Source organism: Candidatus Enterovibrio escicola, from assembly GCF_002464935.1.
In the GTDB taxonomy this organism is placed as follows: Bacteria; Pseudomonadota; Gammaproteobacteria; order Enterobacterales; family Vibrionaceae; genus Enterovibrio; species Enterovibrio escicola.
The window spans coordinates 1-18,843 of sequence record NZ_NBYY01000037.1 but is presented as its reverse complement, the minus strand read 5'-3'; the positions used below and the strand labels follow the sequence as shown (position 1 = coordinate 18,843).

Below are 18,843 nucleotides of genomic sequence, written 5' to 3'. Positions count from 1 at the left end.
ACGCTCTTATTTTGCTTGCACTGCCGGAGGTGCAACAATAGAGACGTTAAAAGCTTACGTGAACAGTCAATCCACACTGAATTGAGCATTTTAACTCCCTACGGGAGTTCGCCTTATATCCCCGCCCGCATTGGGCGAGGGTTTACGGCGATATTGGTGATTATTCAAGGGATGAACTCGATGAACGAATCGTCCTCGATGGTGACTTAGAGCTAATAGACATCATCATTTAGAACATGGAAACTGAGGGTGAAAAGTATATGCACATCACATTATCGTTCAAAGAAGATCACGTAGATGAAGATACTTTAAAGGCTATAACTAAAGAATTTAAAGATTTTGCAATGATGGCATACCTGGATGAAGAGTTATCCTTCTACGCCGAAGCTCATCTACCAAAAATCAAAACGTACATTGACAAATCAACAGGTGAAACCGTTAAGCGGAAACCACATATCCATGTGATAATTCCTGAAAAAAATTTAGCTTCTGGCAAAAGGCTAGAGCCTTTTGGTTTAGTGAGAAAAAATGAGCATTTTATTGATGCCTTCCAAGAAATCACTAACGAAAAGTACCAGCTTGCTAGCCCAAAACATCATGTGCTAACCGCATTTACCACAACCATTAGTAGCCATTAAATCGATATTTTTTCCGCGCAAAGTCGCGCCACAAAAAACCAAGCGTTGGACGTACTCCTTGAAGGTAACATCATTAGCAGACATGAGTTTGCTCAAAAGCTCGAAGCGAAAGGATTTGAAATCACAGTACGTAATGAAGGCAAGGACTACGAATACTTGAACATTCGTTCACCAGAGCAAAAAAAGAGGTGTAAATTTAAAAGACAACGTCTTTCAACCTCAGTTTGTCACTCTACCAAAAGCAGCAAAGTTAAAGCTACTGGATAACCAATACAATCTATATAGAGAGAATGACGAAAGTCAGTTTAAAGCTAGTCCAAGGCATAATAAAGATTTAGAACATTGGAACAACACCCGCGCTTATGAATTGCGATACGTCAATCGCCGAAATCGCCAATCCTACAAAAACCTAACCCCTGAGCTGAAACAACAATTTCTTGCAGAAAAAAGGATCGAACATGAACAACAAAGACAGCCAGACCTACCAAGAGCAAGTTTCAACGATATTAGCGACACACTCAGAGTTGCTACAAAACATCTGTTTAATGCTCAACGAAATAGGGAACACATTAAATCAGGAGTCCGAAATCTCCATCACAGACGAGCTATCAGAGCTGCTCTTGCCAATATCAAACGACACTCAGGAGATCAAAGCCCTACTCACGTCAAACGAGCATCAAGCGACCGACTAAGTCAAGTTCAATACGATATTACAAATCGTTTGTTACCTGACGTTAGGTATATAAAAAACAATATTGATGGGCTAACACTGCTGCATCAGCTATCAAAAACACACGGTGTACCTCTAGATAAATATCTAATCACCAAAAGCGGCTTTGTTGCAAAAAAATCAACCAAGACTCAGAATTTAGTTCTGTCTTTTCTGATCTAGTGACTCAATGACCAATCCCGCATTCAAATGGAAACACTTTGCTCCTGAAATCATTCTTTGGTGCCTGCGCTGGTATGGTTCGACCCCAATGAGCTACGCCAACCTCAGCGACATGCTGGCAGAGCGATGGGTTTCGGTTAACCGCTCGACCATTTATCGTTGGTTCATGGAATATGCCCCAGCATTACGCAAGAAGTTACGTCGCCATCAATTCATCCGAGCAGATCCTTCGTGGCAGCTCGATGAAACCTACATCAAGGTGAAAGGGAAATGGCATTATCTGTATCGAGCTATCAACAAGCAAGGCGAGACACTGGACTTCTATTTCTCCCAAAAACGTAATAAAAACGCGGCTTATCAGTTCTTGAAACGGTGCCTAAGATACTATGATGTAGACACTCAGCCTAACACCCTGTTTTTTAGCATATTCTTAACCTATTGATTTTTAATGGTTTAAATTAAGCGAAAAAAATAGGGTTTTTCTGCTTAATTTCATCCCAGCTCTTTAAAAATAAGCACTACCGCTATATTATCTACCCTTCACTGCCGCACAGGCAGCTTAGAAATGCACATTATGCCTCGCAGCATTGAAGCTCCCCTTGCTTCAGCAAGGGGAGCTTCAATGCCTTTTTAGGGGTAGACAGGGAATTAGTAAATTATCCTACGTTAAGGATTTAAAAACACAAAATAACACGTACTTTCTCTTCAATCGCCAACCTTAAAACCTAGCTTTTTTAAAAGTTCGGGGATGGTACAGGTAAAATTTATTTATCTTTTGCTAAAAGACGACTAACTCTAGACGGATGTACTTGAAACAACCTAGCCGCATCAGCGCCTGTTTTTTTACCAGACGTAACCAATGAGACTATTTCGTCTTGCTGTTGTTTGGTTAGTTTCGGCCGACCCCCACCAACTCGCCCTTCTTTTCTGGCGGCATCTAGACCATTTTTTGTACGTTCTCGAAGCATAGCTCGTTCAAATTCAGCAAACGAACCCACTATCTGCATCATCATACGTCCCGCAGGGACTGAGGTATCGATTGATTCTGTGAGACTCAAAAAGGTCGCTCCAGCAATTTCTATTTTTTCTAAGATCGTTAGTAAATCTTTTAACGACCGCGATAGTCGGTCTAGTTTCTAAACTACCACCGTATCGCCGGGGCGCAATTGCTCAAGCAGACGGTGTAACTCAGGTCGATCCCAGCGGCCGCCAGAGGCTTGCTCCTCGAAGACCAGTTTGCACCCAGCGCTCTTGAGCGCTGCTACCTGTACTTGGGTGTCTTGATCTTGAGTTGATATTCGTGCGTAACCACATTTCATTGTTGCGATAACCTGTTGCCATTTGTTTTTATTTTGCAATACATTTGTGCAGCGCGCAAACCTTTATTCTGCCTTGCGTTAATAACCGTTGCACAAACGAATGTTTTTACAATAGAGGAAAGTCTGCATGCCACGCAAACAACCATTGTTCAACTAGAGCGTGAGGAGCTAAAAAGTATTCCTGGCGATGAATCGACGCTAATTCGGTTAACGTCATTCACACAGAAAGAAAAAGATCTCATCGATAAACGACGAGGTGATGCAAACAAACTTGGGTTTGTCCTTCAGCTTTGTTATCTCGATTACACTGGTGCAATAATCGAAGTTGGTGTAATGCCTAACGCAAATTTAGTTACGATGGTGGCCAAGAATCTTAAGATGGATGTGAGTAAGTGGCACGATTACAGTGAACGACCAACAACTCGATGGGAGCACTTTAAGGAATTATATGAATTTTTCGATTTAACTCCATTTACAACAGTTCTCCGAGAAAGAGTGACTGAATACTTAACAGAGCTAGCAACTCGAACTGATAAAGGCATAAAACTGGCTAGAGCCATGGTTATTTAGCTTCGCTAAGAGGGAGTTTTGGTTCCCTCGATTTCGGTCATTGAGCGTGTTTGTATTAAATCATTAACTGCTAGACGCAAGCGGGTTTATTCGACACTTACAAATGCACTGACTAAAAATCAAAAAACAGCATTAAACAGTTTATTAGATCATCATGATAAAACTCATACTTCGACACTAGTATGGCTGCGCCAACCTCCATTGAAGGCAAATACAAAACATATCTTATTACACATAAAACGACTTTCTGTCGTTGAAGGTCTTGATTTGCCTGATGGCTTAGGCCGACTTATACATCAAAATCGATTGTTAAAAATCTCCCGTAAGGGAGGGAAGATGACTACTAAGGATTTGTCAAAATTCGAATCGAACAGACGCTATGCCACGTTAGTTGCAATTGCAGTTGAGGCTCGCGCAACCCTGATAGATCAGATAGTAGATTTACATGATCGCTTTATTAACCAGATTTTCAATAAAGCAAAACGAACGCAAACAGAGAAGCTACAGCAGTCGTCAAAAGATATTCATCACCAGCTCAATTAGTTCCAGAAAATAGGGCAAGCGCTGATCACGGCTAAACGGGAAGGGATGAACCCATTTGATGCAATAGAAAATGTAATGCCATGGAGCCCGTTTGAAAATAGCGTTGGCTAGGCCACACAACTTACTACTAGCAACAACTATGATGTTTTGCACTTTGTAGCCGATGACTATCGAACATTACGGCGCTATACACCGGCCATGTTGAATCTTCTCAATTTAAAGGCGGCACCATCAGCCTCTGATTTGCTGCAAGCAATAAAAATAATACAGCAGATGAATAATGAAAACACACGTAGTGTGCCGAGCAATGCCCCGTTAAAATTTATTCCTAAACGCTGGAAACCGTTAGTATTAACCAACGGTCTTATCGACAGACACTACTATGAAATATGCGCGTTAACTCAATTGAAAGCCGCATTACGATCAGGGGATATTTACATTACCGGTTCGCGTCAATTCAAGGACTTTGATGATTATATGATGCCTCTAGCAGAATATCGTAATCTGGAAAAGAACCGCTCCTTACCTGTTAGTATTGATCCTCGATGCGAGAGCTATCTTGAAGAGCGATTATTGATACTCAACAAAAACTTAGGAATTATCAATGACTTAGCTTCTAAGGGCGAATTACCGGATGCCTTAATCTCTGAAAGTGGTTTGCGGGTCTCATCGCTCAAATGCCTTGTTCCGTATGAGACCGAACTTCTAGCTTCAAAGGTTGTAGGGCTTTTACCACACATTAAAATCACTGACTTGTTGGCAGAGGTTGACCAGTGGACAGGCTTTACGAAGCAGTCTAACCACTTAAAAACAGGCAAAGAAGCGCCCGACAGAACATCGCTACTGACTACGGTTTTGGCAGATGCTATTAACTTAGGTTTAAGCAAAATGTCTGAGACCTGCCCTGGCACCACTTATTCTAAGCTAGCTTGGCTTCAAGCCGGGTATGTCAGAGATGAAACGTACTCGGGGGCGTTATCTGAGATAGTTAATTTTCAGTCACGTCACCCATATTCTGATGTTTGGGGGGATGGCACCATATCGTCATCTAACGGCCAAAATTTTAAGGTTGGTGCTCGTGGTAGTTACGGTGGACGGGTTAATCTTAAATATGGTCAAAAAGCAGGTTCACAGATTTATATTCATATATCTGACCAATACGCTCCTTACTATGTTCAAAACATTAGCACTACAATACGTGATTCTACCCACGTGTTAGACGGGCTTCTCTATCATGAGTCTGAACTCAGAATAGAGGAACACTATACCGATACGGCTGGGTTTACTGATCATGTGTTTGCGCTAACCCATTTACTTGGCTTTCGCTTTGCCCCAAGGATAAGAGATCTAAATGATAAGCGGCTATTTGTTTCAGCCTCGATTTTAAAGGATCTTCCAGTATTGTCATCAATGATAGGTCAGAAACTCAACATTAAACTCATCGAAGACTATTGGGATGACATATTAAGGCTTGCCTCATCAATTAGACAGGGATCTGTGACCGCGTCTCTAATTTTGCGCAAGCTAGGAAGTTACCCGATGCAAAACGGTCGAGCACTCGCGCTAAGGGAGTTTGGGCGGCTTGAGCGTACGTTATTCATGCTGGAGTGGATTCAAAGTCCGGAGCTCAGACGACGAGTCCAAGTGGGTTTAAACAAAGGTGAAGCTCGCAATGCGCTTGCACGTGCCGTTTTCTTTAACCAACTGGGTGAAATTAGAGACCGTAGTTTTGAGCAACAGCGCTACCGCGCCAGCGGCTTAAATCTAGTCACAGCGGCAATTGTTCTTTGGAATACAATCTACTTGGAAAAAGCAGTAGAAACCCTTAGAAAACAAGGTATAGAGGTTGATGACAAGCTTCTTCAGCATATATCGCCCTTGGGCTGGGAGCACATTGCATTAACTGGAGAGTACCGTTGGCCAAGCCCTTAGCGTAGGATAATTTACTAATTCCCTGTCTACCCCTCTTAGCAAGCGTTAACGCTTGCTGTAATGGGACGCTTGAAACGTCCCTCAACCATGAAAGATCAGTATTCTTTTTAAGTGACGTTAGGTTTTTACTCCAATCGTTATAGTTCGTTTTTTTACCTAAATTATATTGTTCTTTTGAGAAACCTAGAGCTGAATTATAAGTAAATCGAACACAGCCAAACGTTTGAGCAAGTATTAGTGCTTGTTCATTATTTGGGTAAAACCTGTATTTGAATGCGATTAATTTCATTTGGTCGTATTTATAACTAAGTGTTACTTTACTGAATCTTAAATCAAAAGTGATACTTGATCTAGTTAAATAATGACGCACAATAATGAACAATAAGTACGCAAAGGTAGGCACTGCGTAAGTGCATTACATGCCCACTTGGTTTTTATCACAAAATACAAAAGAAAGGTGTTTAATGACGATATGCTAAATTAGCTAAAAATAATATTAGAGGAAACTTGTCAGGATTTTGAGGTTAATTTAACTGAATTTAATGGTGAAAAAGATCACGTTCATTTACTTGTTGAGTATCCTCCAAAAGTGCAACTTAGTAAGTTAATTAACTCATTGAAAGGGGTTAGTTCTAGGCTTATGAGGAAGGACTACCCTGAAATTCATCGTTACTTATGGAAAGGTGCTTTGTGGTCGCCAAGTTATTTTGCAGGGTCGTGCGGAGAGGCTAGCCTTGAAATTCTAACCAAATATATAGAGCAACAAAATCGCCCTAAGTAATATTTACGGCTACGCCGTAATGCCTTACATCCCCGCCATAAATAACGGGGTTTTACGGCTAAGTGATAAAAACTTCTCCCATTCTAGACCGTTCTCTCAGGTTTTTTTGAGACAGTAAGTTAGACCCTTTCACCAACTTTAGGAAAGAGCCCTTCCTCCTTTGGAGGAAGGGGGGGAATTGCTTAAGCGTCAAAGACGTTAATGCGGCCTATCCTGTTACTGGATGTATTGTTTTATCACATCTAACAAAGCACCTCCGCAGGTTCCCGAAAAATAACTTAGATTCCAGAGAATATTTTGGCTAAACGCACCCTCAATATCATTAAACTCCCGTCAAAGTCTTCTAGAACTAACGGCTTTAAGTTAGTTAACACGTTTCGCAAAACTGAAAGTTTTTAGTGATGTTGAGATTAACAAGTGAACGTGATCACCTTCCCCGTTAAATTCACTAAGCTCGGCATCAAACCCCAAGCAAAGTTCTTTAAATATCACTTCAAGATTGAGCCGGTGTGAATCACCTAGAACGCTACGTCTGTATTTTGTTACAAACACGACGTGTAAGTGTTAAAGAACAGCAACTGTATCTACGTATATCATATGCACTGACTAACTTGCTTTTTATTATGTAATCTATTTTCTTTGAAGCTCCCCTAGCTTCAGCTAGGGGAGCTTCAACTGCTGTCGAATAGGTATACCGAGTCTTATAACTTTGTTCTACAGCCTAGGAGTCAGTTAACAAATCAAGAAATGCGATTATTTATTCAAAGAAGTGAATTAAAACAAGAACCTCAACGTCAGATAACGATACAAAGCTCTCCGAGCATGAGGAGGTTGCTGAAAGGACAAACGCTGATTTCTATTTTGTCATACCTTATTGGTCAAGTGATTGGATCACTGGTATATATTCTTTATATGTGTTGTTCGGCTTGCCTGAGAGAGTAGAAGAAAGTTGTTCGATCACCACTATTCGACTGTATGAATCCAGCTTTCTTATAAAAATCCCAGTTATGTTCCTCTGCTCGCAGAGCCATCGCAAAAACACCGGCACTCTGAGAACCGACAATGGCTTGTTGTATAGCCTTTCCTAGCAGGCGCTTGCCGAGTCCATGCCCTTGCGCCGATTTACACACCGCAATCCGTCCGAGCAAAATACAAGGAACGGTACTGTACGGAACTTCTTTTCGTGGCCTCGGTGTTAAGTAGTCTCGCTCGATACTACCACTGCTCAGTGTAAAGTAGCCAATAACTACCTTTGTGTCGCCTATGACACAAAGGTAGGGAACAGAAATCATTTTTCTGGCTTCTTTACACATTTTTTTTGAAAGAAATTCGTTTAGATGTGGCACATCACAATCAAAGTCCTCTAAATTATACGCTGTGTCGGCGTCGTATCGCTCTAAACTTACCGTTTTACCGTTACCTTCCACGTTTCCTCCATAGCCGCACCAAGAATCTCTTTCATTAATTCAGCCAGTCGCTTCAGGTGGATTTTCTAGCGCAAACATCCCGTTTTCCCCACTGTTCATGAGGAACAAGTAATCTCTTACGTTGTAAGATTACAGTCTCGACTTTTTGTGCCATTGTTTTTGAGATGAACCTACTCACAGTGGTACTCGACAGAATAGCTGTTTTTTCAAGTATTGATTTTTCTTCTGCTGTAATTCGGTATTCCACCCTTTCTTTTTTGAGTGCAGACATATAATCATCCGCCTTAAGACGGTTTCATGTTTTTCCTACTTTAAATTTTAATTTGAATATGAGCATATTAATGTGCTCGTTTTTTCATCATTTCAACTCTGTGTGCGACACTTTACTGGACATATTTATTTTGTGTCTGTTAACTATAGTTGTCAATTAAAATACTCGGCAGTTATTTCATTACGGCTAGATTCTAACGGAACATTTTTTATTATGAGTAAGGTACAAGCTACCTTGTTAAAGGTTTAAGTAATATGTTTCTCGCACCATTGATGTTACTGTCTCGAAAGTGGCTGTCTTTATGTGCATAACCCTACAAGGCTCATGCACAACACATTTTTTGTTTGGTACGAAAAACAAAAGAATAATACCAAATATTCCACCTCGAAGTAACGCGGGGTACTGGGAGGAAGGGAATCCTAGAAATGAAACTGTAAAGGTGTTGAAAGAGGCCAAACTGACTGAGTGGAAAATGACAGAGGTTATCGCAAAAGCTCATTAGTATAGACAGCAGTTAATTAAATTCACACATCCAATAATAAGTTGGACTTATTGACATCCTTCACCACGTTCGCATTCTTGCTTTAAGGAGGACATTCGATCGCCTACGTTCGAATGTCGGATGGGGAAGCGAAGCGATGCCTTTTTGCATTCCCATCCTGTGCGGCCTTGCCGCCGTCTTTACGCTTTGCTTCCCTCCACGTCACTTTATAGCTTGTTATGCACAGTTTTTGTGGATAAGTCACTCAAGAGACTGAGCATAAATGTTGCTGCAAAAACAATGATAAGCATTGCAACGCAATTGATGCTGCTTTTTAGCGTATTCTTAAAGTCTTTATTACTTGGAGTACAGTAGAAGTAAATCAGAGGCGTAATCGCCAAATGCCATTTATTGTTTCCCTATATGACTGACCAAAGCAGGTTAGGTATATCTTGAAGCATAAGTTTGAATGTCTCAACAGGATCGCTAACCAGAGAGATGTGTACATTCACGTTCGACAGAAGTAGTGCCTGAATCACTACAATGCAGAGCATAATTGGAGTTATTCCGCTGAAGAAAGTTCCTATCTGCTGAAATATTAAGCGAAAGTTATAAATGTGTTCTACCACCACCGTTGTGCGAAAATGAATAGATCAACTTAGCCGAATTTGTGACGAAATACGGTGGCAATAATCAGGTATCTTAGTTCATGCAATGGCACGCAAATAAGCCCTGTAATTTTATACGTATGGCGAGAGAGAGTGCCGGACATAACGCGCCCACAAAAGAAACTGCTCAGCCCGATTTATTCAAATGACGGACTATCATTCCGTGTTTTGTCAATATTCGGAAAGTGCGCTTTAAATTTTTATTTATGATTACTCACCGCTCTTGATCTAACAATGCTTCTTATGTCGCTATCCGCAATTCGATATCAGATTTATGGATCCTGTATTTAACAAGTTGAATTGTTTATTTAGTACGATTTGTAATCCAGTTGTTTATTACTGCAAATATCCTGTTCCCTAACAGGATTTATAACGACGAAAAAATCCATGTTCTAGACGGAAATAAACTTATCAAATACATGACCGATTTACGAAGTCTCCATAAGCAGAAACGACTGTTCATCTGCTTCTAATCAGACGCTTTATCGCGGATATTAAGAGCAGTATTTAAGTCTCGATCTATATCCAGAATGCCGCAAGGATGGTAATCCCATTTGCGAACTGATACAGATATTTCTTCCATTTTATGACCGAAGCAGTGGCATATTTTAGAGTTCAAATACCATTGATTGAGCTTCAAAATGTGCTTACTTTGCTTTTTTTCTTGTACTTTAACTTCACAACATCTTTTTATGTAAAAAGCTAAGATATCCCGCCTTCTTCCTTAACCTCTTTACGTTACCTTAAATTAAATTGTTATACACAATGTTATTACTATATGAACGTACACAGATATATACAACAACAAGATCTTCGTCTAGCTGATGATAACGGTTCATGATTCCGGATAAAAATGACCTTAGTGACGCACAAAAAAGTGAGGGGATAACAAACAGCTACGCAAAATACTGCAGTTAAGCGACATGGTTTTAAAAGGGGCGTTAATGAATGGGTATTGGATCTCTATATACGCCCATCACTGAGACACTTTGAGGGTACTTGTTGCGGCTATTTTTCCATTGTTTAAAGTCGTTACGCTTCCGCGTCTAAAAGCTATCTGAGAAAGGGGAATACGTCGCGTAAGCTGATGACAACTTTCTGGCTGCGCTCTTGGCAAAGGCTTTTATTTTTGATTTGATCATGTCTTCGGCATCTAACATAAATGCAAAGACTTGTTTAAACGGTGGAGTAAACCTCTTAAATGCCGTTTCAGAGCATGCGCCAGACTCTCTAAGTTCTTGTCATTTAATATCACCGGCATCATTCGATAGCTAGCACGACTCTATCTCTAGGAACCCTGCAAATTTTAACATCTTGATGCAATTGTCATAGATACCTTTGCTAATATCTTGCTCCCACAGAGTTCTATCTTTTCCTTTGAGTTCAGCGTGGGTGATCCCTCTAAACAGTTTAAGACGCGTTGTTGTCGTACAATGCGGGTTGGTATTTATTCGAGTATTTACCCATCGTCCGCGATTCAATGTTCATTGAACTGATAAGTACAGTGACCACTTTTATTAAATGGACATGTTGCTTAGTTTGAAGGCTCTTCAGTAAGTTTTTATATTGCTGCAGTGGAGCTAATAACCCTCGATGACAACGTAATGGATCGTCAATGAAATCACACACGGCTAACAAGACTCGTTTTTGATAGTGCGTTAACCAGTGGTTACCATCACGTATTCTCGCAAGATCGCTCATGCCAAACGTCTGTAAGTAATCCAGACATAACTCGGCTTGTTGCTGCTCTAGGACGGTCATTGAGGATAGGGATCTGTAGTCATCGCGTAACGCTTTGACTTTAATGAATGATTCTCGAAGGACACTGCTGGGGATCACTCCGGCGCTTAATACCTTGATATGCAGTTTGCACAATTGCGAATCCATCGACTCTAGGACGGTCGTGTGGTGTGCTAATTCGTGGATGCGGCTTGTGGCGATGTCTTTTCATTTTGCACCCCTATGAATAACACAGACGAACAAAGGCCAATCACGTAGAACCTTACCTAAAGAGGGGGTGAATAGCTTAACGTTTTTCATCAGACACGCCTTTTAAACAATCACCGACACTCGTTATCCAAAGATAGGAGGGGTATTGATTAAAATTTGGTCTGGTTATAGTTCACACAGCGGAGTATATGGTAATAAGGGCATGGTGCAACTTCCTACAGATTTCAGGGATATTTGGTTTCTCAGTCCAAACATTGAACACTCACCATATCGGAAAGAATCTAAAAGATCAAGGCGTTGTATTTTGTACACAAAAAAACCGCCCTACTGTAGGAAAGACGGCATTTTGCGAATGCTGATTAGCTGGAATGAGAGTTCCAACACACTCTAAATTTAAAAAATACACTACATAATGAACTATGTAGTAATGTGCTATGTAATGCACTCTTGTTTAAAATCTGCATCCATTGTAGTTAGCATAGGTTAAAAGAACAATGAAAGTATTGCTTTATAGTCGATTAATACTGTAAATTATCCGACCTATTATTTTAGCTTCTTTGTAATCTGAGTGTGATATACGTTCATCCTTACATAGCGCATTAAAACTATTAATTATCAGTCCGTTAATACTAATTTTGATGTGTTTAACCCGTAGCCTCTTTCGAGCTAATAAACAAATACCCTTCCGTTAATTATTTTCATCTCTGATATATCAACCAATAAAATCCCGTTGTTAAAGATAGCAGCTTCCATAGAATCACAAGATACTCGTCATGCAAAAATGATTTTTTCACGTCTTTGATCTATATGAATAAAGTTAGTACTGATCCATTAATATTTCACTATCTTCGATAGCTATTGTCACTAATTTGTCCATGAATTAACCACTCATAAGAAACTTCGCTAATTCTAGACAGTTCTATCAGGTTTTTTAAGACGGTAAGTTAGACTCTTTCTCCCCTCAACAACGATTATAGCAGCAGGTGCAGGTGGTCTTTGGGATATAAATAAATAACCAATATCATTGGGCGCTTCTTCCTGCCACGTCAGAGACTGATTAAGCCATTTTGCAAAAGTTCTCATGCTATAGAGGCGAAACCAAGGTTGCTTGCTTTCAAGCCAGATGAGAACGTGAGAGGCAGGCATAACCGCCAGTATTGTTAATTGGTGCACGGGATTATGCCTCGTGTGTTACGATCTGATGCGTACATATCGTTCCTTACTTTTCGTTATGTTCCGCTCGGTTAGGTCTGATCACTTGATCGAGAACCTTCATTCATCTATATCACACTCATTTACTGAGTTTCTCATGATTTTTCATGTGCTCGATGAGTGCATTCACTACAACTTGAGTTACAGTTTTATCTTGTTTATTCGCAAAGTCTTTTACTGATCGATAAAAGCTTTTTGCTACATTTGCGTTCAATCGAATACTGTTCTCTTTTTCAATGATTTTTATCATATCATCTGTTTTTGGATGTTGATGCCCTTGACCCATTTTTTTTATTTTCAAGATCATTATTTAAATCCTTCAATAATTTGCTTAGCCATATGCCTTATCTCTAAACTAGCCACACCATTTGGATCTGTATCCAAAGACGTAAATCCATCAGATAAAGCCTTAGCAAAAATGGTTCTATCATGGATAGTGCCATCAAGTAATGGTAATTCGTACTCAGAAACGGCAGCTCTAACCTCTTTAGCCAAACTCGTTCCTTTTTTTGCTCTAGATACTTGGAATGCAGCCGTAGGAATTCCCCGAGAAATTGGGGTGTCCAAATCAACAATCTATTTGATGATAAAAGAACTCGTCATTATGCGCGTATTAGTCGACGCAGAGCTAAAGCGGTTGCGGACGTATGAAACTGAACGGCGCTGCGAAAACAAAGCAAAAAGTTACGATGCGGAGGGCGCACTTCGACAATATTGTAAAAACAACATACGGAGAGTCTGGGAACATAGACATACCCAGAAGAATTCAAGTTACAGGGTGAAATTATCAGCGATGACACCTCTTTCGCGCTTAGCATATATAGCCAAAAATCTCCGAAAACGTTTCAATGCGAAAGGCTGGCATATCAACACGGATGATAGATTGAGCATCAAGCTCGCGAATTCACTGCTTTACCGCATGGGACTAGGTGTCAAAGTCGGCATGGACGCCCCCCCCTTACCTGCATAGACCTTATTTTAGGATAGTCTTTGTTGGCTAGGCCTCGTCACGTCTGTTAAAAAAACCGCGCAAAAACACGCATAAAACCCGTAAAAAAGGCATCTACAGGCATCTTAGTCGCTATTGCCTCGTCGATATCGTACCAATTCCCCTGTTTTCTGAGAGCCTATATTGATTTATCCACAATAGTCGGAATGACCCTCCGATTAAGGCGTTGCTACCCCCCTATATATCCGCCAAATAATCTCTCTTTAAATAAGTCTTTCATTAATTGTTTCCCCTTAATAATTGTTGATATCTTTTGTTTCAGGAAAATCTCACGTAAAACGCGTGACAAAGGCTTTCTATTTGTTTGGAATCTTCTTTTTTCGATGCAAGGAAATCTCAATTCCCTGTGCAATTTTTTGCAATTCTATTTGCTTATATTTTTCAAAAAACCCTTATAAAACATATAGTTATTCACGCTGCCACGACAATTAATTTTGCGGGTTTTTTACCGGAAACGCGACGTGAAATGGGAATATATTAATAATATCAATGAGTTGGAGTGATATCTGGTTCCATTGCTGACCTGCATTTTTGCAAAAAATTGCAAATTTACGCACTTTTTTCAGTTTTTATTTGGGTGTCTAGACCCTCGAGACCCCAGTGATAACGCCTGTGTACGTTTCTTTTTGCACGAAAAAATAATTGCAAAAAAAGCAAGGAGCAAATAGCGCAGGAAGGTAGGAGTACGCGCACGTGCTATTTTACTTTACGAGAGGTAAAGTTAAACAAGACTCTTTGTTAATTAATAATTATGTATGCTATACAGTGAATGGCTGATAGAAAGAGGCTCGTGCATGCAACATTTAATTTTCTTTAACACAAAAGGTGGCTCTGGAAAGTCTACACTATGTGAATATTCCTCGAAGGAACTCCAACGTCTTGGGCACACAGTCTCAGTTGACAGTAACATGTTACGTTGATACAAAACGATGCTACCGATTTTTGTTTATATGACACTGCTGGGGCGTTCACTTACGAGAATGTGAAGTTGTTGCGCGCTGCTAGAGATGCTCATTCACTCGTAATCGTGCCCATGAATATAGGCAAAAACGATTTGAAGGTGCAAAGCTAGCAACCTATATAGCCGGATCTGGATAAACAGCGTAGTCAATAGTAAGAGTGATTGTTACAAACACAATCCTCTTGCCCCAATCAATTGCACGTTTAATATCTTTAAAATTTCGAGGGGTATTGCGCTGAGTATAAACTTGCCTGGTTACTTGTTCATTGTGATATTGTGCGTAAATTAAATATACACCTTTCCCTTCTCCGGGCGTGTATTGCAAAATCATATGCACGTCATAATCGGAGTAACGTATCAATTCATCAAGCGTATTTTTATCGAGTGGTTTTGAGGTAGTTTCTATATTCACTTTCTGGCTTGCCTATCGATTTCTTCAGTTTTCATATGGGATATGATAACTACAAACCAACAGAAGGCAAAGAAACACAAAACAAACTCTTATAATTTTAACGCTTGCAATATCCTGCTCTGCCATCTGCCTTCCCTTATTGATTAATAATTAATAATTACTTTATCGATTATGCGGATTTTGAACATAAATCCATTCAGCAGCTGTAGTTGTATTACTTGAATCACAGGTATATCCATCAGGGAATGCAGACTGAACGTAGTAGTCTCGATCAATGGCTTTTAGTAAAATTTGAATTACATCTTGTAATGCTACTGGATTTTCTAGTGTTGCCGCAAGACGACGAATACCATTTTGCGATGTATATCTGACCTCCCCATTTTTCTTAACCTGAATCCCCTTAATTAACTCAGGCTCACACTTAACAAACGCAAATGTTGAAGCACTTACCAAAAGAGCAAAGAAGGTTAAAATACACGTTATTTTTTCATTTATCGTACCATATTCATCAAAGAATAAATCAGCATACCCCTGTGATGGCGGTTAGCTGTTATTATTTATATATTCTTTTAGGACGGCTGCTCTGATTGATATAACTGTCAGGTTTCCAATTATTCAAACAATCAATCACAATACGTTCTGCACCCAGCTCAGCCAAAAAATTAATCGCTGTATTTGGTGAACGAAAAACTCTAGGTGATTTCCGCTGCGTGTAGAGCCGGAATAATTTCTTCCCATGTCGAATGAATACTTCAAACCCTCTTGATGTTCCTAGAAGGATAATATCAGGTTTTATTTCATTCTTGAGCATAGCTTTTACAAGCCTTTGCTCTATCGGTTCGTATTTTTCAAACATTGCTTCGTAGCTGATAAATTAAAAACTCTGTTGCTTTTTGCTCTGACATTATTCGCTCCAATTTTTATCAATGTCGCCTTTCAGGGAGACAACCGCTTCAGCTTCCACTCGAAAACTCAATTTTTTATTGCCAACCTCAACCGTCAGCATAAATACGTCGTTATCAAATCCTAATCGCACAGCAGAAGCCTTTTTAGGCTTAGGCGGTACATCATTATCTCTAGGCTCTTTCGCACCTTTACTGCCAGATTCGGCATCCTTATCAACCTGAGCCTTGCCTTCTTTCTTTGCCTGTTTAGCTTCGACAGCTATTTCCTTGCTGGCTTTTCTCAAATTTGTATCAAGCTCACCACTGCGCCACTCATCAATCAACTCAGCCACTTCTGTGGGTTTGATTTCTGAAGCCTTAGCCAAGTTATAAAGCACTTCTACATCTTGAGTTTCGCCATATACAGAAAGACTTGTTACAACAATTGGCGCGTAAATCAACGCCAAATGCTTTGAAAGTTGACTAGGGCTAACATTCAGCATTTTTGCTGCATAAGCCCGATCATGTCCCTCAGACTTACAAATATCGACAACGCGCTTCATGGCCATAGCGTTCTCAACCGCTGGTATTTGTTCGCGCTGATTATTTTCATCAATTTGCATTAACAGCAAATACAGCTCGTCAACGTCACCTGCACGGATAATGGCTTGCACTTCTGAAACTAACGAGGACTCACAAATAGCACGCCACCGCCTCTCCCCGGCGATAATCGGATATTTACCACTTGGCAAGCGATCACCCACTAAAATTGGCTGCAACTGTCCCTTGCTTTCAATGCTAGAACGCAATTCGTCAATATGCTCAAATGTTTTACGCGGCTGATTAGGGTCGGGCAAAAATGAGTCAGCGGGTAAAGATAAATACCTCCCGTCTGTTTTAGCCTTTTCTACCATTTCAAGAAGATCAGTATCACCATCAGCCCCCAGAAGTTCAGAGACACTACTTACTCGCTCAGCATCACCGGTTACAGATATTTTTTTGGCCCTATGTGCTGCCAGCTTATCTTTTAGAGACGACATTTCACTTACCCCTCACTACGCGCTGTAAGTATTCTTTAGTAAGAGCCACGAATTGCTCAGCCTGAACACTTGTCGGTGCGTGATGGCGAACGGTCTTATTAAACGAACGAGCCTCGGAGACTTTAACTGAATAAGTTATAATTGATTTAAAAATTAAATCACCATACAACTTTTTTAAAGTTTCGAAATAATATTCTTCGATATTGATTTTATGCGAATCTTTCCCGTTGACTAAAATACCCAAAACATCAAGAACAGGATTTAATCGCTTTTTATTAGCTAACGCAGACTCCAATTGCTGCTTAACACCGTCGATACTATCTTCATTAAGTTCGGTTGGTATAAGTAAGTAATCTGACGCACCATGAGCCGCGGTTTGGAGCGTTCCGGCAACTGGCGGGCAATCAATAAAAACATGATCAAATTCTTCAGATAATACTTCCATCTTATCTTTGAACTCATACACACAATCCACTGAACGAGTACCCATTTCAGCTAAATGCTTTGTTGCTCCAATGATATAAAGACTTTCTGTGACCTTGTGCGGCTCAGGCATTTCATCTTTTTCATAAAGAAAATATGTATTACTCATACCTGGCGCTACTTTCTGAGTGCCCGAAGTTACTGTTTCAGTCGCTTTCATTATTTCAGGCGGCAAATCATCCCCAAAAATAGCCTTGGTCAAATTACCTTGCGGATCATTATCAATTAAAAGCACTTTAAAGCCTGCTTCAGACACTTCTTCTCCCAAGTTACGACAAACTGTCGTTTTACCTGGGCCACCCTTTTGAATAGATACGGAAGTAACCTTACCCATTTTCTGTCTCCTAAATGACTTATTTTAAGCCTTTAAACCATCAAATCAAGTATATTTGATTAATCAAAATCATTAAAGAGCCACCACATGGTGGCTTTCCAAAGAACGTTTTCCACTTAAGGGAAAATGAACTAATTAGAATATTTACAGCTTCACTCCAGATTACTCATTGAATTTCAAACGCTAATTGAACCAACTCTTAACCCCCTCCACTGCTCGATCAATCACACCTTTTTCTTGTTGCTCTTCGACCTCCTGGCGAATTTCATCTTGCTTCGTTTTAATGGAGATCACGTTGTCATTATTAATCGGAGTCATAATGGCATTTTTTGGTGAAGCGCTCAGGCTTTAGCTACTGCTGTTGGATTTAGGGTTAATTTTGTGTTGGCATATCAGTCACAAAACGATTTGCTTAATATTGATGATCAAACAGTTAATCCAAAGTATGTATATCAAAGTATTAACGTTAACTCACAAATTAAAGCTATTTACGGGGGAGCTGATTTTGAAACAGCTTAATGGGCTGCAAACCTGTCAGGGACAATAACAAAAGAAGTCACCACAATAGAAAAAATTGAAATTAGTGCTACTGGTGGCGAAACATGGGAACAACAGAGATCAGTTGGAATACTTGAAGTAAATTACATTAATACCAATATAGTTCTAACACTTCCTCCTCGCGTCTGCGTTTTTGTCCAGCCAAGACACTTAGCAAGTATTTGCTTTAGCTCATTCGTGCCCGTAAAAGATATGAAAGCTTTAGACGATTACCTTGCGCATAAAGATAAAACAAATAAAAAAACCCCAGTTTCGCAAGCGAAACTGGACATCCATAAAATTGACATCCTCCCCCACCTAAAGGAAGGGGATTCCTGTTTCACAGCGTATAGCTTTAAATCCGAGAGGATCTAAAGTCTTACTTACGCTCCACAGGCTAACACTGTCTGCCCGACAGCTTTTATATTTAGTGCCGCATTTAGGTCGCGGTCTAGCTCACTAGAGCATTCAGGACACGACCATTTGCGGATATGTAACG

Annotated in this window: 19 protein-coding genes and 7 pseudogenes; 9 read left to right on the top strand and 17 right to left on the bottom strand. The window is 40.1% G+C overall.

Annotated elements, in window-relative coordinates:
• The 4 genes and pseudogenes from BTN49_RS12140 to BTN49_RS12125 form a co-directional block, all read left to right on the top strand.
• Positions 1-85: pseudogene (locus BTN49_RS12140) on the top strand (IS200/IS605 family transposase); the annotation flags it as partial.
• Between the two features lie 151 nt (positions 86-236).
• Positions 237-638, top strand: coding sequence for a hypothetical protein (locus BTN49_RS12135; RefSeq protein WP_097357388.1), 402 nt, complete (start codon positions 237-239; stop codon positions 636-638).
• A gap of 458 nt (positions 639-1,096) precedes the next feature.
• Positions 1,097-1,330 carry a hypothetical protein gene (locus tag BTN49_RS13570; RefSeq protein WP_146679478.1) on the top strand — a complete coding sequence of 78 codons (234 nt, stop codon included), beginning with the start codon at positions 1,097-1,099 and terminating at the stop codon, positions 1,328-1,330.
• A 207-nt stretch (positions 1,331-1,537) separates the two neighbouring features.
• Positions 1,538-1,945, top strand: a pseudogene (locus BTN49_RS12125) (IS6 family transposase); the annotation flags it as partial.
• 349 nt (positions 1,946-2,294) lie between these two features.
• Here the strand turns inward: BTN49_RS12125 and BTN49_RS12120 are convergent.
• Positions 2,295-2,849, bottom strand: a pseudogene (locus tag BTN49_RS12120) (recombinase family protein).
• A 144-nt stretch (positions 2,850-2,993) separates the two neighbouring features.
• On the opposite strand from BTN49_RS12120, the pseudogene BTN49_RS12115 reads away from it, so the two are divergent.
• A pseudogene (locus tag BTN49_RS12115) lies at positions 2,994-5,894 on the top strand (Tn3 family transposase).
• On the opposite strand, the gene BTN49_RS18640 reads toward BTN49_RS12115, so the two are convergent.
• Entirely contained in the window at positions 5,788-6,183 is a 396-nt protein-coding gene (locus tag BTN49_RS18640; protein WP_223823895.1) for a helix-turn-helix domain-containing protein, read from the bottom strand. The pseudogene BTN49_RS12115 and the gene BTN49_RS18640 overlap by 107 nt on opposite strands.
• 138 nt (positions 6,184-6,321) lie before the next feature.
• Here BTN49_RS18640 and tnpA (BTN49_RS12105) point away from each other — a divergent pair.
• Positions 6,322-6,675: pseudogene (gene tnpA, locus BTN49_RS12105) on the top strand (IS200/IS605 family transposase).
• A 216-nt stretch (positions 6,676-6,891) separates the two neighbouring features.
• On the opposite strand, the pseudogene tnpA (BTN49_RS12100) reads toward tnpA (BTN49_RS12105), so the two are convergent.
• The 3 genes and pseudogenes from tnpA (BTN49_RS12100) to BTN49_RS12090 form a co-directional block, all read right to left on the bottom strand.
• Positions 6,892-7,227, bottom strand: a pseudogene (tnpA, locus tag BTN49_RS12100) (IS200/IS605 family transposase).
• A 356-nt stretch (positions 7,228-7,583) separates the two neighbouring features.
• Entirely contained in the window at positions 7,584-7,967 is a 384-nt protein-coding gene (locus BTN49_RS12095) for a GNAT family N-acetyltransferase (RefSeq protein WP_223824075.1), read from the bottom strand.
• Positions 7,968-8,154: 187 nt separating this feature from the next.
• A complete protein-coding gene (locus BTN49_RS12090; RefSeq protein ID WP_223823894.1) occupies positions 8,155-8,373 on the bottom strand; it encodes a type II toxin-antitoxin system TacA family antitoxin in 219 nt (72 codons plus the stop codon).
• A 352-nt stretch (positions 8,374-8,725) separates the two neighbouring features.
• Between BTN49_RS12090 and BTN49_RS18635 the strand changes: the two are divergent.
• Positions 8,726-8,845 (top strand): annotated as a pseudogene (locus BTN49_RS18635) (IS5/IS1182 family transposase); the annotation flags it as partial.
• Positions 8,846-9,991: 1,146 nt separating this feature from the next.
• On the opposite strand, the gene BTN49_RS21485 reads toward BTN49_RS18635, so the two are convergent.
• The 5 genes from BTN49_RS21485 to BTN49_RS12060 all read right to left on the bottom strand — a co-directional run bounded on the left by BTN49_RS21485 (position 9,992) and on the right by BTN49_RS12060 (position 13,179).
• Positions 9,992-10,216 (bottom strand): zinc ribbon domain-containing protein, encoded by a 225-nt coding sequence (locus BTN49_RS21485; RefSeq protein ID WP_223823896.1) that lies wholly within the window; start codon positions 10,214-10,216, stop codon positions 9,992-9,994.
• A gap of 716 nt (positions 10,217-10,932) precedes the next feature.
• On the bottom strand, positions 10,933-11,283 hold the full coding sequence (locus BTN49_RS12075) for a hypothetical protein (RefSeq protein ID WP_146679476.1): 351 nt from the start codon (positions 11,281-11,283) through the stop codon (positions 10,933-10,935).
• Positions 11,284-12,381: 1,098 nt separating this feature from the next.
• A complete protein-coding gene (locus tag BTN49_RS12070) occupies positions 12,382-12,645 on the bottom strand; it encodes a hypothetical protein (protein ID WP_097357382.1) in 264 nt (87 codons plus the stop codon).
• Positions 12,646-12,763: 118 nt separating this feature from the next.
• Entirely contained in the window at positions 12,764-12,991 is a 228-nt protein-coding gene (locus BTN49_RS12065; RefSeq protein ID WP_097357381.1) for a hypothetical protein, read from the bottom strand.
• Entirely contained in the window at positions 12,991-13,179 is a 189-nt protein-coding gene (locus BTN49_RS12060) for a hypothetical protein (protein WP_146679474.1), read from the bottom strand. The genes BTN49_RS12065 and BTN49_RS12060 overlap by 1 nt, the downstream gene beginning before the upstream one ends.
• A gap of 88 nt (positions 13,180-13,267) precedes the next feature.
• On the opposite strand from BTN49_RS12060, the gene BTN49_RS12055 reads away from it, so the two are divergent.
• The gene (locus tag BTN49_RS12055) at positions 13,268-13,654 is read left to right on the top strand and encodes a hypothetical protein (protein WP_146679472.1); all 387 of its coding nucleotides are present in this window, start codon (positions 13,268-13,270) and stop codon (positions 13,652-13,654) included.
• Positions 13,655-14,769: 1,115 nt separating this feature from the next.
• Here BTN49_RS12055 and BTN49_RS12050 read toward each other — a convergent pair.
• From BTN49_RS12050 to BTN49_RS19580, 6 genes are all read right to left on the bottom strand, one after another.
• Entirely contained in the window at positions 14,770-15,066 is a 297-nt protein-coding gene (locus BTN49_RS12050; RefSeq protein ID WP_097357378.1) for a hypothetical protein, read from the bottom strand.
• A gap of 162 nt (positions 15,067-15,228) precedes the next feature.
• On the bottom strand, positions 15,229-15,519 hold the full coding sequence (locus BTN49_RS12045) for a hypothetical protein (protein ID WP_097357377.1): 291 nt from the start codon (positions 15,517-15,519) through the stop codon (positions 15,229-15,231).
• A 100-nt stretch (positions 15,520-15,619) separates the two neighbouring features.
• Positions 15,620-15,922: a hypothetical protein gene (locus BTN49_RS12040; protein WP_097357376.1), complete on the bottom strand. Its 303-nt coding sequence runs from the start codon at positions 15,920-15,922 to the stop codon at positions 15,620-15,622.
• 48 nt (positions 15,923-15,970) lie between these two features.
• Positions 15,971-16,990 carry a ParB/RepB/Spo0J family partition protein gene (locus BTN49_RS12035; protein ID WP_097357375.1) on the bottom strand — a complete coding sequence of 340 codons (1,020 nt, stop codon included), beginning with the start codon at positions 16,988-16,990 and terminating at the stop codon, positions 15,971-15,973.
• A 1-nt stretch (position 16,991) separates the two neighbouring features.
• Positions 16,992-17,807 (bottom strand): ParA family protein, encoded by an 816-nt coding sequence (locus BTN49_RS12030; protein WP_097357374.1) that lies wholly within the window; start codon positions 17,805-17,807, stop codon positions 16,992-16,994.
• A gap of 183 nt (positions 17,808-17,990) precedes the next feature.
• Entirely contained in the window at positions 17,991-18,125 is a 135-nt protein-coding gene (locus tag BTN49_RS19580) for a hypothetical protein (RefSeq protein WP_263364486.1), read from the bottom strand.
• Positions 18,126-18,557: 432 nt separating this feature from the next.
• Here BTN49_RS19580 and BTN49_RS14345 point away from each other — a divergent pair, with 432 nt between their 5' ends.
• The gene (locus tag BTN49_RS14345) at positions 18,558-18,719 is read left to right on the top strand and encodes a hypothetical protein (protein WP_158523777.1); all 162 of its coding nucleotides are present in this window, start codon (positions 18,558-18,560) and stop codon (positions 18,717-18,719) included.
• A gap of 8 nt (positions 18,720-18,727) precedes the next feature.
• Here the strand turns inward: BTN49_RS14345 and BTN49_RS12025 are convergent, their stop codons facing one another.
• Positions 18,728-18,835 (bottom strand): zinc ribbon domain-containing protein, encoded by a 108-nt coding sequence (locus BTN49_RS12025; RefSeq protein WP_223823911.1) that lies wholly within the window; start codon positions 18,833-18,835, stop codon positions 18,728-18,730.
• Between the last annotated feature and the right edge of the window lie 8 nt (positions 18,836-18,843).